This window comes from Deltaproteobacteria bacterium (genome assembly GCA_016874735.1).
In the GTDB taxonomy this organism is placed as follows: Bacteria; Bdellovibrionota_B; Oligoflexia; order Oligoflexales; family CAIYRB01; genus CAIYRB01.
This window is the reverse complement of sequence record VGTI01000001.1, coordinates 157,835-178,292: the sequence shown is the minus strand read 5'-3', so window position 1 is coordinate 178,292 and position 20,458 is coordinate 157,835. Positions and strand designations below refer to the sequence as shown.

The following is a 20,458-nucleotide window of genomic DNA, read 5'->3' as shown; positions in this document are numbered from 1 at the left end:
CGCGTAGGGTTCCTTATGGCCCAAAAATACTAAAACCCAACGGCCCGTTCAAATTTGAGCCGTTGGGATTCAGCGGGTAGTAAGTCAGGAGATCTTAAATCGCCCTCATGGCAATTTGGCCCATCATAGGCCCGCACGTGTCCTAGGGTACTGGCGCACCCATTCCATCCCCGTAGAAGCTCAGGTCGGTCAGACCCTCAAGCCCCATCCCACTATTCCCAGCGAGGTTTGCACCTTCATGATTATCTTCGGAGCCTGGGCGGGAAACTTTAGCGGGCCTGCCGTAAATCTAAAGGGCGCCGGCAAGCCGACGCCCCTCGGGAGTTCTTATTCTTTTAATTACATTGACTTAGATTGAGGCACTTGATTTTGAAAGCTGAGCCGACGCACGCGCCCTTTGTTGCCCAAAGTACCAAGCGCTTTGCCGTTGAAGCTAATTTGAACAGCAGCCGCGTCATAAATCAGCATGTCGGCCTTTTTGTTAAATCCAAACTTGTAGGTATCCGGCTGCAGTTCTTTAGTCACGGGCGGACCTTGATCCACATCCAGCCTAATCCGCACTGGCTCCGATACCGCTATGACCAGTTGTTGTTGACCTTCCACGTTGCTTGTCGGTCCCTTGGCAGATTCTTTCTCTTCAATCTTTACCGGTGCCGCAGCTTCGCTCATCGGTAGCTTCGGTATTTTTGGTTTCAGAGCGTCTCCGCCTGGTGCACTTGATGCAGCGCTGGCCTTAGTCACCGACGGCGCAGCATGCTTGGAAGCATCCGCAATATTTATGTTTTCCGCTTTAATTTTAGAGTCTTTTATCGCACTGGCCGAAGTCGTCACGGAAACGACACCGCCGGTTACAGCAGTCATTCCCGCCGAAGACGCCATGTCGACGCCGTTCAAACTCCCGTCAACTGGTCTCAAATCTAGCGGCTTGGCCTTAACATGGCTGGCAACGCTGTGAGAGCTAAGATTCCGCCACGCGTTCTGCACCAGTGAACGGCTTATGCCCAAATACCCAACGATTAGGACCGTAACAACCGGCAGGGCGATTTTGATAATCTCCCCGCGCTTGGCGAGGCTAGCCATCTGGGACACTAGGGGCTGCAGACGGTCAGAAAAATCTTTGGTCGGTTTATTTTTAATCTGCACCTTCAAGACTGAAGGGGGCGCCGTGAGCTCCCATACCATGGCAAATTCCTTCAGCCACGGCTCTGGATCGGCGCCAAAATTTTTTGCAATATTCTGAACGAAACCGCGCCCAAAGACGCGCCCGGGTAAGCGATCCATCGCTCCGGACTCAAGGGCCTCGATAAAAACCTGGCTGATGCGCGTGATCTCGGCCAAGGCTTCAACACTGACCCCCTGTTGCTCGCGCAGGTTCTTCAGCTTCTGTCCAAAAGCCTGCCGCTGCGACGCTAGATCCGTGTGAATGCTGTCCGTTATTTGCTGCTGTCCATCCTGGTCTGCACGCATGCCCTATCCTTCCGTCGAAGCCGCGCGATTATTCACTATCGGGTCGGCAATTTCCGCTGGCTCGGCATATCTGCTAAACTTGACAGTAGTGACGACGACCCTCCTAGACCTCTCCGCCCATCCGATCACGAGGTTAACTCATGTCTGGACAGCAAAGTTTTGGACCGAGCCTCACACTCCAAATCAAAGTCACTACGCTAGGTACCATTTTCAGTCTAATCTCCGCACTGTCTGGGTGTCAAACAGCCGGCACCGCGAAAGAGGCTGAGGACGCGGTCGTTGAGTCCCAACGCCAAATCGTCCGTGAGGCACTGGACTCGGGTAAACCCGAAGCCGCCCTCAGTAGCCTACGCTATCTTCTGAGGCAACACCCGGACGATCCAAGTATGCATAATTTGATGGGGCTAACCCAGCTATCCTTGAGGAATAACCCGCGAGCTATCAAAGAATTCCAAATTGCGTACAAGATCGATAAAAACGTCGCCACAGGCCTCAATCTTAGTTCGGCACTCATTAGTTCCGGCGACCTGAGTCGGGCTGTGAAGCTGCTAAATCAACTCATCATCGATGCAGAAAAACAAAATTACCCCTACCGCGAGCGCCTGTTTCACAATTTGGGATTTGCTTACTCCAAGGACCGCAAGTTTTCTCAAGCAGAAACATGGTTGAAACGAGCGCTGGATGAGAATCCAACTTTTTTCCTATCGCACTTGGAACTAGCTCACATTTACGAGAACTCAAATCGTCAAGCACTGGCAATTCAGTCGTATCAAAAGGCCGTCGACTACTGCCTGATCTGTTTCGAACCAGTGCAATCGCTCGCCAGTCTTTACGTCCGCAAAGGGCAAACGCTTGAAGCCCAGAAATTACTCATCAAATATGGTAAGACTGACGGCATCAATGCTGATGATAAAAGTAGGGCCAAGTCCCTCTACTCGCAGCTCACTGCAGGGGATACCAACGGAGCGGCCCGAGGCTGACGACAGCTTGGCACTTGGCAAAGACGGGCACCATGCGCTAACTTTTAAAAACCATCCCGAGTAGATTGCTAATTTTCGAGAGACAACTAGGGGGCAACCAGTTGCTTACACCTGCTCACACTAACTGGCTTAGCTCTTTGACTAAACTCGGTCTGCTAAACTTATGTTTGCATGCTGCTTCGCTGACAGCAGCGCCCGAGGCCGCACCAAGTATCAAGCTTGATAAGCGCTACCAACCTCTCGAAACATTAGCACGTGGGATGTTCTACCTAGAGACGATGTATGTTGACGAAGACAAGGTAAAGCTCGGCGAGATGAGCACCAACGCTCTGCGTGGCATCATAGAGAAACTAGATCCGCACACTGTGCTTTTACCGAAAAAGGCTTTCGAGCAACTCACAAGTGACACTCAAGGTAAGTTTGGCGGTGTCGGAATTATCGTTTCTCAGGAAAATCAGAAGCTGATCGTCGTATCTCCCATCGAGGACACACCAGCATTCACTGCCGGAGTTAAAGCCGGCGATGAGATCATCGCCGTGGATGGTAGGGAGCTCACTAAACTTAAAAATACTGATGCCGTTGAATTTATGCGCGGTGAGCCTGGCTCCGTACTGCGACTAACCATCCGCAGGGAGGGTGTCAAAGACCCACTAAACTTTGAATTAACTCGAGAGATCATCAAAGTTAAATCGGTGAGAGGAGAGGTGCTGGCCGATGGCATTCACTATGCAAGGATTGCAAGTTTTCAGGAGAATACCGGCGAGGAACTTACCAATTTTCTCGCAAGTCAGAAGAAATCTTTACGCGGACTTGTACTAGACCTTAGGGACAACCCAGGGGGCCTACTCGATCAGGCAGTCAGAGTTTGTGACCTGTTCATAGACAGTGGGGTTATAGTTTCCACTGTTGGACGCGATAGATCGCGGGTTGAAAGAGAATTCGCGTCAAAAAGGGGAGCTCATATAGGTTTTCCCCTTGTGGTGTTAGTTAATGGTGGTTCCGCCAGTGCCTCTGAAATTGTCGCCGGCGCCCTCCAGGACCATGAACGCGCAGTGATCATGGGAACGACGACCTTTGGTAAGGGCTCGGTTCAAACTCTGGTGTCACTGCCAGACGGCTCAGGACTAAAATTTACGGTGGCTCGCTACTATACGCCGAAGGATCGCTCAATTCAGGCCAAGGGCATCACACCGGATATCCTGGTTCCGACGCGTGCAAAAAAGGACAAATCCGTTACCACTGCCTCTGACTCCAGCGGCAACAAACAACGTAGAGAAAATGACGACGACGCCAGGAAAGAGTCCGACCTCGAGGGTCACATCACCAGTAACGATTTGAGCGACCTAGCCAAAGAGTCGGCCATCGCTACCCAGGTGAGTAAATGGCCGGAACCCCTGCGCTCGGACTACCAGCTCGTGACGGCATTCACTTACCTGAAGAGCTGGACACGATTCGAACAGCAGCGCTCCTCTGCGCGCCCCGAGGAGAAATTGCCGCCCAAGGTCATATTGGACGGATCCGACCAACAACCCTCGCGCTGAGACTATTTCAGCGGCTGTGAAAGGTCTCGTAGGAGCGAAAAGCAACCGTCCAATGCTCGTTTACCAAACCGGTAAGGACATTGCGACGTCGTGACTGACAAAAAGTCAGGTAATTCTGGAAGGCACGCTCATTATCGAAGCATTTGATGATATTCTTACAATGTCCGCAAACCATCATCGGGTTGTAGCGCACATGCTCCTGGATGGTCGCCATGCAGCATTCAGGGATGTTGTTTGCGATAGCCAGCGCTGGCGCGACCACCTGGTCATCGTCAGTACCGTGCTTTTGCGGTGTAGCGACTGCCCGTAGGCTATCGTCGACCATCGCGACTCCCTAAAAATATTTTACTTGAAATCTATAATTTTAATTGTAGAGCCTATTTGGTGCTATTGCAAGCGGCAGTGAATCTAGACCCTTGCGCGCGATAGCAGCATCCCGCTCAATATGTCAAGCAATACAGATGCCGTCTCCGCAAGTGTCGGCACCTTTTCTAGGCAGTTTGCCATAGACGTAACACCCCGATCTGGAATGCCGCAGGGTACAATTTTATCAAAAAGCTCAAGATTATTAGACACATTTAGCGCAATGCCATGGACACTAGTCCGGTCTTTGATCCGAATGCCGATGGCACATATCTTTTGATTTTTAACCCATACACCTGGGTTTATGGGGTCGGTTGCGGCGGAAATCCCGAATTGAGCCAAGGCCTCAATCACAGACTGCTCTAGGACTTCGACCCAGCTCCTAGGCGTCAATTTGAACGTGGCTAGACGGATGATCGGATACAGAACCAACTGCCCAGGCATGTGGGCCGTAACCTCGCCACCGCGATCTGTTTGGACTACATCAACCCCAAGATCTTTAAATGCCGATAGGGCTAGCTTAAGAAACTTGTGATCTGCATGTTTGCCCAAAGTCAGGACGGGATGGTGCTGCACGACAATGATCGTCGGGGGCGCTTGGCTGGTCGTGACCGCTTGATGCGTTAGCTCCTGCACCCGCAAAGCTTGCTCGTAATCTAGGGTGCCTACATAAAGAATACGCAGATAGTCTAAACGCTGGTCTGGCATAAAAATTCGAGCGCCTCAATGCGATCCATCGCCGCCTCGGGAGTTTCCCCCCAAGCATAAGTTCCGTGGCCACGCAGAACCAGGGCACCATAATTTAAGTTAGTAAGTGGCTGTAACGCAGCGACCATTTCACCAAGGGAGATCGTCGCCGGATTGGCTATAACAGGTATACCCACCGATTTCAAATGCGTGGGAGCACCTAGAGCCTTTTGCATCTCTGCTTCCTTAAACTCTAGAACTTCATGCATGACACTGCGTGCCACCGTAGCCGGAGGATGGGCGTGAACCACAGCGCGCGCCTCTGGCCTCAGCCCATAAATCGCCAAGTGAACTGCAGCCTCCAGAGAGGCCGCCGATGCGCCAGGCATGACACTAGAGCCAGTCGCTAGCCAAATAGGCACAAAATCGTCGGCTCCCAGTCTAGCTTTGCCGATACCAGTGCGGCTCACCCAGCAAAGACCGCGCGACCCTCGCAAGGAAAAGTTACCCGCGGTTCCCGGACACCACCCAAGCTCGTAACATTGCCGCCCTATAGAAGCTAGTGCCCGCAAGAGCACTCTTTCTAATGAGGTCGGACAGGGAAAAGGATTATGTGCCTCAGTCACGATTTGGTGAGGTTCCCGCATGGAAAAGGCTAGGGTCACCGGCGCCCAGTCGCACAATTTCTGGATGCCCTGAGGTTAGATCGATGATCGTCGATTCGAGTCCAGGGAGCTCTGCTCCAAGATCTAGAACCAGATCAATCGCATGCCCGTAGGATTCAAATACCTCGTAACCGAAGCGAGGCGGCTGTGGATCGGAGCTCATGGCAGATTTCAACTTAATCGGGGGTATCGAGGTGGTAGCTATGGGCTGGCCGAAACGCTCGATAATAGTGCGCAGCAAGTTACTGGTCGGAATACGAATACCGACGACGCGACGTTTATCCTTGAGCTGACGTGGCAGCTGCTTAGTCGCATTAAGCAACACGGTAAAAGGACCTGGCCACGCCTTTCGCAGCACTCGATACGCCGCGTTATCGATCACAGCATATTCCGCAGCCATAGAAATAGAACTGCACAGTAGGCTAAATGGCAACTCACGCGGGTGAGTTGGCTTTAGCATGTAAATTCTATCAAGAGCCTTTGCACTAGCTGCATCACACCCGAATGCCCAATTAAGATCATTAGGGTACGAGAGTACCCCTGAATCCGTCAGGACACGAACAGCCCGGCTGACATCACGCTCAGCTGGTGGGTCGTCATAAGTGTAAAGATGCATTCCCATGAATCACAACTTCTGGCTTCGGATAAGGCTAAAAAACTCATTCCTTGTCTCAAGATTTTGGAACGTCCCTCGCATCGAGCTCGTCAACGTGAACGAGTTTTGCTTCGTAACGCCCCTCATCATCATACACAAATGGTAGGCTTCCACCACTACGCCCACTCCCAGCGGCTTAAGATACTGCTCAATCGCCTCAGAGATCTGATGCGTCAGCCGTTCCTGTACCTGCAAGCGCCGCGAGAAAATATCGACGACCCGCGGTAGCTTGGAGAGCCCGACTACCTTGTCTCGTGGGATGTAGCCGACATGACACCGGCCGTAAAATGGCAGCATGTGATGCTCACACATGCTGTAGATCTCAATATCACGAACGACGACCATATCTTGGTAATCAACGTCGAATAGAGCTCCGGTCAGAACGCTCTCAACATCCTCTGTATACCCAGATGTGAGGAACTGCAGTGAGTCGATCACCCGACCCGGAGTCTTCAGCAACCCGTCGCGCTCTGGGTCCTCCCCCAGGGAGGTCAGAAGCTCTTTCAGTTTTTCACAGTGGTACTGGTAGCTCGCTTGTTCCATAATGCCGCCCTATCTGGATCCTGGAGGACCCTTTATAGGTGCCCAATCCAATGAAGGCAAGATTCAATAATTTCATGCCAATGCAAGGGAAATAAAATGCGACTTGTACTGCAAAGGGTCAGTCAAGCAAGCGTCGAGGTTCATGGCGAGATTATTGGCCGGATTGGCCATGGCTGGTTAGTGCTCATCGGTGTCCATCCTGGCGACGACGATGCGACGATCAACCATCTGCTCGACAAACTTTTGCATCTTCGTGCCTTCAACGACACCAATGGCAAGATGAATCTTAGTATCCGCGACGTCCAGGGGGAGCTACTTCTGGTCAGTCAGTTCACATTGTATGCTGACTGCCGTAAGGGGCGACGCCCCAGCTTTACTCAGGCTGCCGCGCCGGATCTTGCCAACAGGGTTTATTCAAACTTCGTTGCGGCTGCCAAGCAATCCGGCCTGCAAGTAGCAACCGGGCAGTTTGGGGCAGATATGAAGGTAGACCTTCGCAATGACGGTCCGGTTACCTTCGTCCTCAACTATCCAGAAGGCGATCTCTAGCCTTTTTGGCTGGCCAAATCGCTGTCTATGTTGGCGTCCTCTTCGATACCGATCTTCTGGTAGAAGAGTTCGTCTATGGTCTTTTTGATCAGTATCCAGAGTAGCTCGCGGTCATTACACCTAGCAAAAACCCCGATGGGGATCTGAAATCCACCCTTATCTTTGCGGCCGCCACCGTAGTACTTACCGCCCTCGTCGGCACCAAAAACGTCTTTTAGCCACTTATCAGGGTCAAGCGTGTGAGATTTGGTCCGAAGGGAGCCGTCTATGAACTGGTTACCAACCACTCCATAAACTACAACCGTGTCGATTCCCTCTCTATGAAGTAAGTAATCGGCGCACTGTCCGATTCCGTCCCGATCCTCGTCCCGCACAAAACCTACGCCCGAGAACATGAAAGTCCCGCGGATATCTTTCCTCTGGAGAGCAATCTGCGTGAGATCCATGGTCTTTGCTGGAATTGACTGGTGCGAAATGAGCGACAGCAAATCCTTATCCACAAACTGGGCGAAGTATTCGCTGGCTCGGTAATCGATTGGCTGTGCGTTAACAAAGTTATCAGTATCGCTGCGAATGCCGTGCATTAGAGCCGTGGCAATGCGACTTTCCTCAACAGAATTGCCACGGAAATTGATGGGGCCCTCGATCAGATACTCACCGTAGATTCCCGAGGTCGAACCAGACGACTCGCGAATATCGACAAATTCACCCTCAACGGTGCCGAGAGTCTTGTGGTGATCAACAAATGCTAGCAGCTTACAATCTGCCGGCAGTTTGATTGGCAAATCGGGATTTTGCGAATCATTGACGGCAAAATAGTCGAATCCGGACACATCAAAATTGTTCTCGTATTCGATCATGTCCAGATCGAGCTTTTTGACCAATGCCCGGTTCTCGTGGTGCGAAATAGCCTCGAAATGGATGATGGTGGTATTAATGTCATAGTGACGTGCCAACCACTGGAGACATAAAGAAGTCCCAATATTGTCTGGGTCAGGATAGCCCTTGATACAGATCAGCAGCTTTTTGCCCCGCGCCTTGGCCAAGGCCTGATGAAGCCGGTAGGCTGGGGTGTTTTGTAGGTCGAATTCCTCACCTGAGTCATTTTGCTGTATCGGCTGCTGCTGTTTTATTTGCATGGCTGGATTGGGCTGCGGTGACCGACTCATACCCCGCATGGGAGCATTCGTGGCGGGATTAGGCCTTGCCGCTGGTGACGATGCGGTGGCCTTGACCGAGGCTTTCACCGTCGGACTCATTGGCTTTGATTTATTGTCGTTCTTAGACTTCAATTCTTTGTCACCCCGTGAAGGAATTGGATACCCCGACTCCCAGGTAGGCTGTCGGTCGATCTGACGCCTGACCTTAATTTTATCATATGTAGAACGACTGGCCATTTTTTGGCAGCCTCGCAAATATTAGCCCATTGCATCTCGACTACCGGAAGATGCTGATGATGGCCCGTACTAAAAGACCCGTAGCGCCTAAAAAAACCGAAGTTGTCCCAATTTGCAGGCCAAACCGCATCCAGCCTTGCACCGGCACCCCTAATAGGGCGTCAATTAACCAGAAATTGCCCATTACTATCAAAATGATGAACCCAATGGCCGCCATGCGCGATGGGATCGACTGCTGCCATTGACGCCCAGCAGCGGAGGAGGCATTCAACCCGCCGTCATTGTGCTCAAATGCCTGTGGCGCCACTGAGCAACCTGGGATGCGCTGATCGTAATCCATTTACCCTGCCCGAGATCGGGTGTATCCGCAAAAAACTGCTCCGGCGGAAGCTCCTCTGCCATCAAATGCCAGAGTCGCACGCTTCCCTGGTGACCTATCACGCCAACATCGGACTCGTCATCCTGATAAGAGAGGATGTCCAAAGCCAGAGCCGATACCCTCTCGCACATGTCGCGAAAGGACTCACCCTCTGGAAAGGTGAGCCGCAGTGGGTCCGTCAGGGCTAGCTCGTACTGCCTTTGAAATTCATCTGGCAGTTCCTCCCACGTGAGATTCTCGTAGACTCCGAAATTGATCTCTCGCAGCTTATCCGCGATCCTCAGGATCGGTACCTGCGTGCCTGCTGTCAAAACCTCAAAGGTCTCGATAGCGCGCCGCCGGTCGGAAACATACCAGATAGCGGGTAGCTTACGCACCTCGCGACTCAATTCAACCCGACGCGCCATTACCTGCGCTCGCCCATCCTCGGACAACGGGGGATCAGTCCACCCACAGAAGCGGTCGGCAGCTCCCCTGGTCGATCGTCCGCTCATGATTGTGAAACAATGGCGACTACTCATCGATTTCATTTAGGACCATCCCCTGCAAAAAGCGTGGGCCTCAAACCGTGAGCCCCAAATGCATTCACCGGACGATTGACTACAATGCGCTTTTGCCAGAAAATTTCAATAACTTTGCGAAACAATGAGGGTTTATCATGAGAGCTGTCGTTACCAAGCTGGCTATCCTTACCGCCGTCTTCGTGGTCTCGCAATCGGCTTTATGCGACACCATAAAAGTCGGCGAAAAACCGGAGACGGTGCTCTTCAGCAATGAAGTAGGCGCCCGGGTCGATGGCTCCCCCTGGTCCACCGAGTCGATAAAAGATCGCCTCTGGCTTCTTTTTTACGTTGCACCCAGCCGTCGCGACGACAATGAGGCCCTAAAAGAGGCTCTCAAGGCGGAAAATTTTCCAGACGAAAAGCTCGGTAGTATTGCCATCATCAACATGGCAAGTACCTGGGTACCTAATATAATCCTAGAATCTGCGCTCAAGAAAAATCAGGAACGCTATCCAAGAACCACTTACGTCAAGGATTTCCAGAAGACTCTAGTCAATAAATGGAAGTTAAAAGATGACAGCTTCGAGGTCGTGCTCTTTGACCGCGGCGGCAAAGTGCTGCTCTATCGTAGTGGGGATTTTAGCCCTGACCAGATCAAAGAGACCATCGACTTGATCAAACGTAATCTCTCAACTTGATCCCAGCTATTTGCCGGTGATTAGGGACTTGGTCCCCCCGGCAAAGCGTCCCAAGACGCGAAATAGCGCGGTCGAAAGCTCAAGCATGGCCACCATGACTACCCCAAGTAAGGTCCAAAGCCCTACGACGGGAAGTAGGGCCAAGCCAATGACCGTCAGCCGCGGATCACGGCCAGTGATATCGTTGCGTCGCCATTTGGCGAAGCCGCTCTCACGCTCGATGCGGCGCTCTTGGTCGCGTGATTTTTCACGCTTAGATTTCAATTCATCATTAGTGACAATAACTTGCGACAAGTAAGCCTCCTAAGGCCGAGCTCAGTACCATCCTAAATACTATCTACTGTAGCAATTTTGACAAGGCGATAGATGACTAAAGCGTTCAAACCTAATTCATCCTCTCAATCCTAATGAGGCCGTTCTTGTCTAGGACTAAGCGATAATATTCCAGACCTTGGTGCGACCTCTCGCCTTTATCCGTTAAGCGCCAGTAGCTTAAAATCATATCTAGATAGTACACCTTCGGAAATCGCACTGCTTCGACTTCACCGTCCTCTGTGACCAGATCGACCATACGGCGCGGCTCTCCGAGTTTCGATAGGCAGGCGTCAATATTCAATCGGGAAATGTCATGAACCGCGCGGAGCGGATAGCGATTCAGAATCATCAGCTTGCCGCTGAGCTTGATCGACTTTGAATAATGCAAAATACGCGTGATACCACCGGCGCCATAGACTTCTGACTCAGGCGTGTTGTCCCTCAACTCAACAATCCTGGGTGGCAAGTCCTCGGGCTTGATGAAACGAGCAAATTCTTTGACATCGCCGACCGGGGTTGGCTTGCCAAATCTGTTTTTATAATAAATGCGCTCGCTGTGATCCGGCACCCTTCTGATGACACCACCGCCAAAATAACTGCGCCCTACTTCCTTAATGCGATCCTTGATGATGTACGCCAGAATACCTGCAGAGAGAAACACTAAGCCTGAAAGTCCAAGCCCATCAGCCAAGTCCTTCTCTTGGGCAATCCGCAGAATAATCACAAATTGAGCAACAAGAGCCCAAGTTGCCGCAAGACCTGCAGCAATCATAGCCCCCAACTGTCTTTGTACTGCAAAAAGCGGCACTGTTCTGATCTCTAAGAACAGCACTTCCCAAATATGCCTTTTCAGCTCACCGCGTCGATGAATGAATTTTTCTTTCTGAGCATTAGTGCTAGTTGGACTCGGCATCATGAACCCGGAGGTTCGGGCTCTGCCATCATGGACCGACAGCACTGCCATGATGGCTTCCCTCAGCTCGTCTATGGCGACATCGGAAAACTTTGTGTTTAACCTCTGACAGAATTGCAAAAGATAGGAGGCCCCGTCTCGTAGGCGGTAGTAACAATACTCCTCGACTATTTGCATCTCATCAAGCAAGGGTCGCACGCTGCCTACTGACAGAGTCTTGGCAACATCACGCAATCCCCAAAACTCCCGCAATGTCTGATCGGCCCGCTCAACCATACGTCTTAATTTCAGACAAACACTGACAATTTCTTCTTGTTTAGCCTCGGCACCCAATGCCACGAGTTTCTTTACTCGTTTACGGTTCCTATCAATACTGCGAAAATATGTCCCAATATAGGCACACGCAAATAGCCGCACCTCATCGATCGCATTTTGAATTGGCTCCGGTTCACGCTCAGTTTCACTAGCTTCTAAATACTCACGCAGGAACACTAATGGCGATGCTTCAAGATTTTTGCCACCAACCATGGTTTTAAAACCCATTTTGGGTTCGCGAAATCGAAGCATAGGTCGCACGTCAGCGTAGAATCGCTCTTTGGGGTACGTATGCTCGTTGATACCAAACTGACGTGGGTAAAATAGATAGGTATCAACTTGATACCCTACAGACGCTGGTATCTTGGTCGGACGCCAATGGGGGAGCGGTAATGCAAATGAGGACGAATCGACACGAACAGTACGTTTTGTGATTTCTGTGTTAGGCAACTTCCTCTTATATTTACGCGACATCAAAAGCAGATAGTCAAAAACTGTCTCGAGCTGCGTGCGATCATGAAGGACAACCGAGGATTTAATAAATCGCTTGGATGACTTCCTGGACTTGCTCTCAGATGCACCAGCTGTAAACGTCATCGAGGCTCCAATTTATTAGCAGCAAGCGCGTCTAGGTGAACCTTACCCTTGGAGGTTAACATGCGTCCTCGTGGTCCACGTGCCAGAAAACCACTGTAAACGAGATACGGTTCATAAACTTCTTCGAGCGTTGCTCGGTCCTCATTCAAGGTAGCCGCCAAGGCCTCAATGCCCACAGGTCCTCCTTGGTATTGCTCCGCTACAGTTGAGAGTATCTGCCGATCGATACGCTCGAGACCGAATGAATCGATGCCTTGACGCTGCAAAACCTTATCGGCCAACTCAGCATCGACATGGCGTTTATCAAATCCAAAGGCAAAGTCCCACACACGCTTCAAAAGGCGATTGGCAATCCTAGGGGTTCCCCGCGCACGGCTAGCAATCTCACGCGCTCCTTCGCGAGATACCTCGATACCTAGTATTGCCGCGCTGCGGCGCAGAATGGCACATAAAGCCTCAATATCATAAAACTCAAGACGCTCCTGGATACCAAAGCGATCTAATAAAGGCTTAGACAAGAGAGCGAGTCGCGTCGTCGCACCAACTAGCGTGAACTCGGGCAGCGGAATCCGCATGGCTCTGGCCGCCGGACCTTGCCCCACAATGATATCCAATTGAAAGTCCTCCATCGCTGAGTAGAGAACTTCCTCGACTTTAATGGAAAGTCGATGGATCTCATCGACAAAAAGAACACTGCCTGGTGTGAGACCGGTCAATATTCCGGCTAAATCCCCGGGACGCTCAATTGCAGGACCGCGTGTCTCAAAAAAAGGGGCGTTTAGCTCATTCGCGATAATCCTAGCCAGCGTGGTTTTGCCCAGCCCCGGTGGACCATGCAAGATGACGTGATCTAAACTGGCCGCGCGTTGCATGGCCGATTTGACATAGATCTTGAGATTATCCTTTACCTGATTTTGACCAAGGTAATCATCGAAGGACAGGGGACGAAGCTCAGGCCGACTCGCCTCTAAGACATCGTCATCAATACCCACTTCCCCGCCCACGATACGTTCAACTTTAATGCTAGTGCGACCACTCGTCCCAACACTGGACTCATCTGGGCGCTGATTTTTTATATCCGTCATTTAAAATAGTTCCTCTCCCCGACCGATCGCACTGGGGCTGGCTGAGGCTAAATCTGCCAACGCAGATTTGAGCAGAGTAGCTAGGTCAGTGGCTGGCGGATCTCGCTCCAGTTTGCGCACGATGGGTTGAATCTCCTTGTCCTTGTACCCAAAATTTTCCAACGCTGAACGTAAATCCCTAATTGTGTCAGCAGCTAGGCGTGATGAGCGTGCATCAAAAAGAGGGGCAGTCGCCGGAGACCGCGTCTTGCCTGTTTGCTGCGTCAGACAGAACGCGGAAATTTTTGCAACTTTGGGCTTGAGCTCTAGGATAATTTTCTTGGATTGGCGTGGACCAATACCAGGCACCTCTTCAAGTATGGAGGCATCATCCTCCTCAACCGCCCGGACCAAATCACTTGCCGAAATAGTCGCGAGTATAGCCATGGCAACCTTTGGCCCAACACCACTTACACTGAGTAGCTGACTAAAAAGCTGACGTTCCGATAACTCTGGAAAACCAAAAAGCCTCAGGCTGTCCTCTCTCACATGAGTATAAATCCAGAGTAATGCCGCCGTGTCCTCATGTAACTGCGCGGCTGTAGCGTCCGTTACCTCAACTCCATAACCCACTCCGTTTACGTCAATGATAACGGTACTACCCTGCTTCATTACACATTGGCCAAATACTCGCTCGATCATGTGCGCCTCTTAAATTCTTGCCTCAGCTCCTCAATAACAAGGAGCGAGGCGGTATGCTCACCAGTCGATTGCTTGATACTTACTTCTAGACGATCGAGCATGGCTAGACGCGCCTCCTCCGCAGCCACGAGGGCATGCATCAATGAGTTGTAATTACGCGCCAAATACTGCAGGTCGTCAGACTCACGAAATTTCACACCCTTAAACGAGCCACCTAGCTCAACATGACGCATGTGACGGACCAAGCTAAATATAGGCCCCGCAATGCGGTGAGTCACATGCACACCTAACCAGGTAATAATCGCAATATTTGCGCCAATCGCAGTCAAAATTGCTGCTAAAAACGGCAGTGGCAAGAAAACAGGGAACCGAATGATACGAAATTGCACCAATGGATATAGGACTAGAATCAGCGTAAGGCACGTTGAGGCAATACCAACAATCACAGCAAGTCGCACGTATCGAAGCTGAAAATCGCGATTAACCAAAAAAATTTGCTTACGGGCTTTTTTATCCATAACGCCAATTATAGAGCGTAATATAACTTGCTGTCAGCCTCTATACCCATTGAAAGCAAAAAGTCACCGCTTGCACCTTAGGTACAAACAGTGACTTAGCTGCGTTCAAGCGTAATTATGCCTTCAGTGCTGCAACCTTATCCAGACGTTCCCAAGGGAACTCGTCGCGACCGAAATGACCGTACGACGCAGTTGGACGGTAAATAGGACGCAGCAGATCAAATTGATTCACGATCTCATGGGGCTTCAACCGGAAAACACTGCGCACTTTAGACTCAAGCTCTTTTAGCGTAAGTTTAGATGTCCCGTAGGTCTCGACAAAGACACTGACCGGCTCAGCGACCCCAATAGCGTAGGCAAGCTGCACCAGGGCCTTCTTAGCCAAACCAGCTGCCACTAAGTTCTTAGCAATGTAACGACCCATGTAAGCCGCAGACCGATCGACCTTTGATGGATCCTTACCCGAGAACGCGCCACCGCCGTGAGCACCGTGACCACCGTAGGTGTCAACGATGATCTTACGACCGGTCAATCCACAATCACCTTGTGGTCCACCGATGACAAAGCGGCCCGTGGGGTTGATCAGATAACGGGTATTCTTCAGAAGCTCAGCCGGAATGGTGCGCTTGATCACTTCTTCAATGACGTAAGACTCGAGCTCTTTCGGAGCTACTTCAGGCGTGTGCTGGGTAGAAATTACTACCGTGTCAACGCGCGTCAGTTGTCCTGCTTTGTACTCGACGGTGACTTGACTCTTAGCGTCAGGCCGCAGAAAATCGACGTGCTTTTGACGGCGCAAGTCCGATAACTTACGTAGCAATTTATGCGCATAGCTAATCGTCGCCGGCATAAACTCGGTGGTCTCGTCACAAGCATAACCAAACATCATCCCTTGATCGCCAGCGCCCTGCTCTTTGTCAGCAGTAGCTGTCACGCCCTGCGAGATGTCCGGTGATTGTTGCTCAATCGCCGTGAGGACGCCGCAGCTATTAGCATCAAAACCTAGCTTCCCGTCATTGTAACCAATCCAATCGATCACTTCGCGGGCAACTTTTGCATAATCGACCACAGCTTTAGTCGTGACTTCGCCAGCGATGACGACCAGGCCGGTTTTACACAAGGTCTCCACCGCAACACGGGAGTGTTTGTCCTGGGCCAAAAGAGCGTCAAGAATAGCATCGCTAATCTGGTCGCTAACTTTATCAGGATGGCCCTCGCTCACTGATTCAGAAGTAAACAGGTAGTCAGAATTTCCCTGGCTCATCAAAGTCCCCTCTTCATTACAAGTTCCACTGATCCAGATTCATGACGTCGGACACATCCCACGCCAAAAGCAATTCCACCTTCATCCACTAGAAGCACCGCATCGCGAGCGCTGTCCTTATTCACATCGAGAGATTCTTCAAACTGATTATGGTCCAGAACTAACTTTTGCCCATTTTTCAGTCTGCCGCCTAATGTAGGTGTTGAACAACGCCATACAGATAGATTCAACTTAATCTTCGAGATCGGCACAACTAGATCAGAGAACTTTGTGAGGTCTGCGTCAATCGATTCTGGCGAGAGACTATCTTCAATCGCAATGCCCGCCGCCTGTGTGCGGACGAGGCGCGTTAGCGTTGCGCAGCTATCGACTGCATACGCTAAATCCCTGACTAGTGACCTGACATAAGTTCCCTTTGAACACGTGATCCTGAAGGTACCAGATCCCGGTTTGAAACGCAGCATCTCAAAATTAGTTACCGTGACGCGGCGCTTAAGCTCAGCAAGAGGCACGACTGAGGCTGCAGCACCACTCTTACCCTTGCCACGGACATAGTCGTACAGGGGCTTACCTTGGTATTTCACCGCAGAATATATGGGTGGAACTTGTTCAATTTCACCCAGGAACGATTTGATGGCTCGCTCAAGCGCCGGGGCAGAAATATGATCCCACTCTGACTCAGCCACTATTTGCCCGTCCTGATCGAGGGTATCTGTCTCGATACCGAAGGCCACATCAAACTCGTAGCTCTTGGGCATCTCGAGCAAAAAGTCCTGTAGCCGTGTGGCACGCCCCAAAAGTACAGGCAAAACCCCTGCCGCCGCCGGATCCAACGTCCCTACATGACCTAGTTTGACTTTGCCAATACGGCGCATGAGCCAACGGGAAACATCTTTAGACACCATGCCTGCGGGCTTGTTGACGGCAAGGAGCCCATCTATTTGCTGTGAGTTTTGCACTTAGGACTGTTCCGACAGCAGGTTGGCCTAAATTTGGGCCAATAAACTTTCGATTTTGGAGCCGCGCTCGATACTCTCATCATAGAAGAAGCGCAAATTCGGCACCCGACGGATATCGAAAGCATCTGCCAAAACCCGACGCAAGAACCCTGTCGCACTCTTCAATCCCGCTGCAGCGTCGGGAGCAGTGCGCTCTGGACCCTCGCCGTAGATCCGGAAGTAGACAGTAGCTAACTGCAAATCTGCCGATAGCTTAACTGCAGTGATAGTGACACCGGCTACACGGGGATCACTTAGCTGCCCACCGGTGAAGGTGGCAGCTAAGACATCTCTCATTTCATCGGCTAATCTGGCTTGACGTAGACCCATAATAAATGACCCTTAACTAACTATAATGTGGCCGACGTTTCTTCGAGGATATAGGCCTCGATGATGTCGCCCTCTTTGAGGTCGTTGTAGCCGTCAATACCAATACCGCATTCGTAACCCTGAACAACTTCCTTGACGTCATCCTTAAATCGACGCAACGACCCGAGCTTACCGGAGTAAATTACGATATCGTTACGTATCAAGCGGCAGAATGAAGTCCGCGTGATCTTACCTTCGAGAACCGCCGATCCACCGATCATGCCGATTTTAGGGACACTAATAGGCTTGCGCACTTCAGCTCGACCCAGCACATGCTCACTGACGATTGGAGGCAATTTCCCAACCATCAAGGCTTTCACAGCATCAACAATCTCATAGATGATACTGAAGTACCTGATAGGTACGCCTGCTTGTTCCGCAGTCTCATCAAGTCCACGGGCAGCCCTGACGCTGAAGGCAACCACTACGGCACCCGAGGCTTGCGCCAGCGAAACATCCGACTCATTCACACCACCTACGGCACTGTGAACGATCCTGTTACGCACTCTGTCGGTGTTAAGCTTCAGTATAGAGTCAACAATCGCTTCGACCGAGCCTTGGGTATCGGCCTTGACGATGATTGGCACCTCTGGGATCTCCTCATTCTTAACTTTAGCGAGGAGATCTGCCAAGCTAGCTGCACTCGATTTCGTAGCCTGAGCATTGCGAGCTTGCTCTGTGCGGAAAGCTGCAACTTCTCTGGCAGTTTTTTCATCGTTTACAATATTGAACTGATCACCAGCCCGCGGAACACCCGACAAACCAATAATCTCGACGGGCTCTGATGGACCTGCCGCTGCTACATCGCGATTGCGATGGTCATGCATAGCACGAACGCGGCCGTATTCCGTGCCAGCAACGATATAGTCACCAGGGCGTAAGGTGCCGCTTTGCACCATGACTGTGGCGACTGGCCCTCTGCCTTTGTCGAGATGGGCTTCAATCACCACACCCTCGGCTTGCCCATTCGCGCTCGCTTTCAGATCTAAAACCTCAGCTTGCAGAAGGATCGCCTCGAGTAACTCGTCAATACCCTTGCGTTGCAAGGCAGAAGTCTTAATGAACTGAGTCTCACCGCCCCACTCTTCGGCCTGAACACCGTGCTCCGTAAGTTCGGTGTACACACGGTCCAAATTGATATTTGGCTTATCGATCTTGTTGACCGCAACAATCAAAGGAACATTTGCAGCTTTCGCGTGATTAATCGCCTCAATGGTCTGGGGCATCACTCCGTCGTCTGCAGCAACTACCAGAACGACGATATCCGTCACTTTAGCACCGCGTGCTCTCATGGCCGAGAATGCCTCGTGACCAGGAGTGTCAAGGAAGGCAATCTTTTCCCCGTTATGTTCCACGGAGTAAGCACCAATGTGCTGTGTGATCCCACCGGCTTCACCACCAGCCACATCAGCAGAACGAATAGCATCCAGAATTGAGGTCTTTCCGTGGTCAACGTGACCCATCACCGTGACGATTGGTGAGCGGGACTCGAGATCAGTGACCTCAGCTTTCTTCAGAATGTCATCGACAGTCTGAATATTGCTCTTAACTTCGAACTGATACTCGCTTGCAAGTAGCGTGGCTGTATCGAAATCTACCGGTTGATTGATTGTTGCCATCACACCCTGAGTCATCAATTTTTTGATGAGATCAGAACTCTTGATAGCTAGCTGCTTGGCTAATTCACCAACGGTGATTGACTCGCCCATGTTGACCACCCGATAGGATGCCCGCGGGGTTGTAATCGCCGTCTTTTTAAGATCCTTACGACGCTTGATGTCTCGCTTACTACGCGGTGACATCGGGGTATAGACCGTGCGCCCTGAAAAGTCCGCCTGCTGGACCTCTTCGTCAGAAGTCAGAATTTCGGCTTGCTGCAGCAATAGCCGCGTGTTTATCGCGCCTTGATTACGGCGCGCCTTCGCAGCCGCCTTACGACGCAGCTGCTCCTCGTCGTCCAAGGTCTTCTTATCTTTGACTACGTTACCGCGTCGCGCACCCCATTCGTCGACATCAGATGCTGTTTGAGGAGCACCAGGTGTACCACCTGCGGCCTGCTGCGCAGGAGCTGGCGCCGCTGCATCACTACTGATGCGATTGGAAAGTAAACCCAAACCCGTGACACGGGTACCGCGATGGTCTTCCTTCCGTCCAGTTTGACGGCTGCGATTCGCACTTTCTAGCTTTTCGACTTCTTCGGGTGTAGCCCGGCGTACAATCGTGGCGCCACCAACTTCGCGCCTGCGTTTGGCGACATCAGTCGCAGTATCTACCGGTGGGGGAGCCGTTGGTGCAGCAACAGGAGCCGGCGCGACAGGGACAACCTCGGGCACTACTTCCTGCGGCACTGATTCTTTCGTAACAGTCTTAGGTTCTTCAACGTGCCTACTTACCGGGGCCGGCGCTGATGGGACCGGATGTGCTGCGCTATCAAACTCTGCTGCGGGTTCAACTTTAGCTGGCGTCGGCGGTCTGGTAACGACTTGGGCAACCGGCGATGGTATCGACGCGGCTACTTGCTCTACCACTTTCTTGACCGGCTCCGCGGATGCCACGACTACCTTTGCCGGCTCGCCCAAAGTCGGCTTAGGTTGTGGCTCGCGCGCTTCTTCAGCGACAACTGCGGTCGCTACGACGGGAGCCACTGCGACCGTTGGGGCCTCCTCGGTCTCTACCTGCGCCGATTCTAGAGACTCGGCGTCTTCTTTAGATGCAGCACGGCGACGTATCACCACACGCGGCTTACCACTAGCATCGCTAGAAACTGCCGCACTACCTCCAGCTGACGTTCCAGCTGACGCGACTGGGGCACCCAAGGCCCCCCTCAGCTCGGTAACCTGCTGATCGGTAAGTGTGCTCTGATGACTTATGATTTTCGCGCCCATGGCCTTGAGCTTAGCCATTAAGACCTTCGACTCAACATTCAACTCTTTGGCAAGCTCATGTACCCGCAGTTTTGACATCTACACATTTCCT

The 20,458-nt window shown here is 51.6% G+C and carries 21 protein-coding genes; 4 read left to right on the top strand and 17 right to left on the bottom strand.

The features are described from left to right. Window positions 1-339: 339 nt before the first annotated feature. Entirely contained in the window at window positions 340-1,467 is a 1,128-nt protein-coding gene (locus FJ146_00780) for a helix-turn-helix domain-containing protein (protein MBM4250489.1), read from the bottom strand. A 140-nt stretch (window positions 1,468-1,607) separates the two neighbouring features. Between FJ146_00780 and FJ146_00775 the strand changes: the two genes are divergently transcribed. Both FJ146_00775 and FJ146_00770 read left to right on the top strand, forming a co-directional pair. Further along, on the top strand, window positions 1,608-2,447 hold the full coding sequence (locus FJ146_00775) for a tetratricopeptide repeat protein (protein MBM4250488.1): 840 nt from the start codon (window positions 1,608-1,610) through the stop codon (window positions 2,445-2,447). 101 nt (window positions 2,448-2,548) lie between these two features. Continuing rightward, window positions 2,549-3,988, top strand: a complete 1,440-nt coding sequence (locus FJ146_00770; GenBank protein MBM4250487.1) for a S41 family peptidase — start codon at window positions 2,549-2,551, stop codon at window positions 3,986-3,988. Window positions 3,989-3,995: 7 nt separating this feature from the next. On the opposite strand, the gene FJ146_00765 is transcribed toward FJ146_00770, so the two are convergent. The 5 genes from FJ146_00765 to folE all read right to left on the bottom strand — a co-directional run bounded on the left by FJ146_00765 (window position 3,996) and on the right by folE (window position 6,901). Next, complete coding sequence (locus FJ146_00765) at window positions 3,996-4,313, bottom strand: hypothetical protein (protein MBM4250486.1); 318 nt, start codon at window positions 4,311-4,313, stop codon at window positions 3,996-3,998. Between the two features lie 83 nt (window positions 4,314-4,396). After that, window positions 4,397-5,059 carry a lipoyl(octanoyl) transferase LipB gene (lipB, locus tag FJ146_00760; GenBank protein ID MBM4250485.1) on the bottom strand — a complete coding sequence of 221 codons (663 nt, stop codon included), beginning with the start codon at window positions 5,057-5,059 and terminating at the stop codon, window positions 4,397-4,399. Further along, on the bottom strand, window positions 5,041-5,685 hold the full coding sequence (locus FJ146_00755) for a methylthioribulose-1-phosphate dehydratase (protein ID MBM4250484.1): 645 nt from the start codon (window positions 5,683-5,685) through the stop codon (window positions 5,041-5,043). Before FJ146_00755 ends, lipB begins: the two co-directional genes overlap by 19 nt. Further along, the gene (locus tag FJ146_00750) at window positions 5,657-6,325 is read right to left on the bottom strand and encodes a threonylcarbamoyl-AMP synthase (GenBank protein MBM4250483.1); all 669 of its coding nucleotides are present in this window, start codon (window positions 6,323-6,325) and stop codon (window positions 5,657-5,659) included. The genes FJ146_00755 and FJ146_00750 overlap by 29 nt, the downstream gene beginning before the upstream one ends. A gap of 3 nt (window positions 6,326-6,328) precedes the next feature. After that, entirely contained in the window at window positions 6,329-6,901 is a 573-nt protein-coding gene (gene folE / locus FJ146_00745; protein MBM4250482.1) for a GTP cyclohydrolase I FolE, read from the bottom strand. A gap of 96 nt (window positions 6,902-6,997) precedes the next feature. Between folE and FJ146_00740 the strand changes: the two genes are divergently transcribed. Beyond that, complete coding sequence (locus FJ146_00740; protein MBM4250481.1) at window positions 6,998-7,450, top strand: D-tyrosyl-tRNA(Tyr) deacylase; 453 nt, start codon at window positions 6,998-7,000, stop codon at window positions 7,448-7,450. Here the strand turns inward: FJ146_00740 and FJ146_00735 are convergent. Both FJ146_00735 and FJ146_00730 read right to left on the bottom strand, forming a co-directional pair. Further along, window positions 7,447-8,742, bottom strand: coding sequence for a bifunctional oligoribonuclease/PAP phosphatase NrnA (locus FJ146_00735; protein ID MBM4250480.1), 1,296 nt, complete (start codon window positions 8,740-8,742; stop codon window positions 7,447-7,449). The two genes, FJ146_00740 and FJ146_00735, sit on opposite strands and share 4 nt — an antisense overlap. A gap of 372 nt (window positions 8,743-9,114) precedes the next feature. Then, window positions 9,115-9,756, bottom strand: a complete 642-nt coding sequence (locus FJ146_00730; protein MBM4250479.1) for a histidine phosphatase family protein — start codon at window positions 9,754-9,756, stop codon at window positions 9,115-9,117. Window positions 9,757-9,884: 128 nt separating this feature from the next. On the opposite strand from FJ146_00730, the gene FJ146_00725 reads away from it, so the two are divergent. Then, entirely contained in the window at window positions 9,885-10,427 is a 543-nt protein-coding gene (locus FJ146_00725; GenBank protein MBM4250478.1) for a transcriptional regulator, read from the top strand. Window positions 10,428-10,433: 6 nt separating this feature from the next. Here FJ146_00725 and FJ146_00720 read toward each other — a convergent pair whose 3' ends face one another. The 9 genes from FJ146_00720 to infB all read right to left on the bottom strand — a co-directional run bounded on the left by FJ146_00720 (window position 10,434) and on the right by infB (window position 20,445). After that, window positions 10,434-10,721 carry a hypothetical protein gene (locus FJ146_00720; protein MBM4250477.1) on the bottom strand — a complete coding sequence of 96 codons (288 nt, stop codon included), beginning with the start codon at window positions 10,719-10,721 and terminating at the stop codon, window positions 10,434-10,436. Between the two features lie 91 nt (window positions 10,722-10,812). Beyond that, on the bottom strand, window positions 10,813-12,567 hold the full coding sequence (locus FJ146_00715; GenBank protein ID MBM4250476.1) for a hypothetical protein: 1,755 nt from the start codon (window positions 12,565-12,567) through the stop codon (window positions 10,813-10,815). Beyond that, on the bottom strand, window positions 12,564-13,652 hold the full coding sequence (ruvB, locus tag FJ146_00710; GenBank protein MBM4250475.1) for a Holliday junction branch migration DNA helicase RuvB: 1,089 nt from the start codon (window positions 13,650-13,652) through the stop codon (window positions 12,564-12,566). Before ruvB ends, FJ146_00715 begins: the two co-directional genes overlap by 4 nt. Then, window positions 13,653-14,333, bottom strand: a complete 681-nt coding sequence (gene ruvA, locus FJ146_00705; GenBank protein ID MBM4250474.1) for a Holliday junction branch migration protein RuvA — start codon at window positions 14,331-14,333, stop codon at window positions 13,653-13,655. It lies immediately after the preceding gene. Beyond that, window positions 14,330-14,851 (bottom strand): hypothetical protein, encoded by a 522-nt coding sequence (locus FJ146_00700; protein ID MBM4250473.1) that lies wholly within the window; start codon window positions 14,849-14,851, stop codon window positions 14,330-14,332. The genes ruvA and FJ146_00700 overlap by 4 nt, the downstream gene beginning before the upstream one ends. Before the next feature lie 115 nt (window positions 14,852-14,966). Then, window positions 14,967-16,115, bottom strand: a complete 1,149-nt coding sequence (locus FJ146_00695; protein ID MBM4250472.1) for a methionine adenosyltransferase — start codon at window positions 16,113-16,115, stop codon at window positions 14,967-14,969. Continuing rightward, window positions 16,115-17,074 carry a tRNA pseudouridine(55) synthase TruB gene (truB, locus tag FJ146_00690; protein MBM4250471.1) on the bottom strand — a complete coding sequence of 320 codons (960 nt, stop codon included), beginning with the start codon at window positions 17,072-17,074 and terminating at the stop codon, window positions 16,115-16,117. The genes FJ146_00695 and truB overlap by 1 nt, the downstream gene beginning before the upstream one ends. Window positions 17,075-17,101: 27 nt before the next feature. Further along, a complete protein-coding gene (rbfA, locus tag FJ146_00685) occupies window positions 17,102-17,443 on the bottom strand; it encodes a 30S ribosome-binding factor RbfA (protein ID MBM4250470.1) in 342 nt (113 codons plus the stop codon). A gap of 20 nt (window positions 17,444-17,463) precedes the next feature. Beyond that, on the bottom strand, window positions 17,464-20,445 hold the full coding sequence (gene infB / locus FJ146_00680) for a translation initiation factor IF-2 (GenBank protein MBM4250469.1): 2,982 nt from the start codon (window positions 20,443-20,445) through the stop codon (window positions 17,464-17,466). Window positions 20,446-20,458 lie beyond the last annotated feature (13 nt).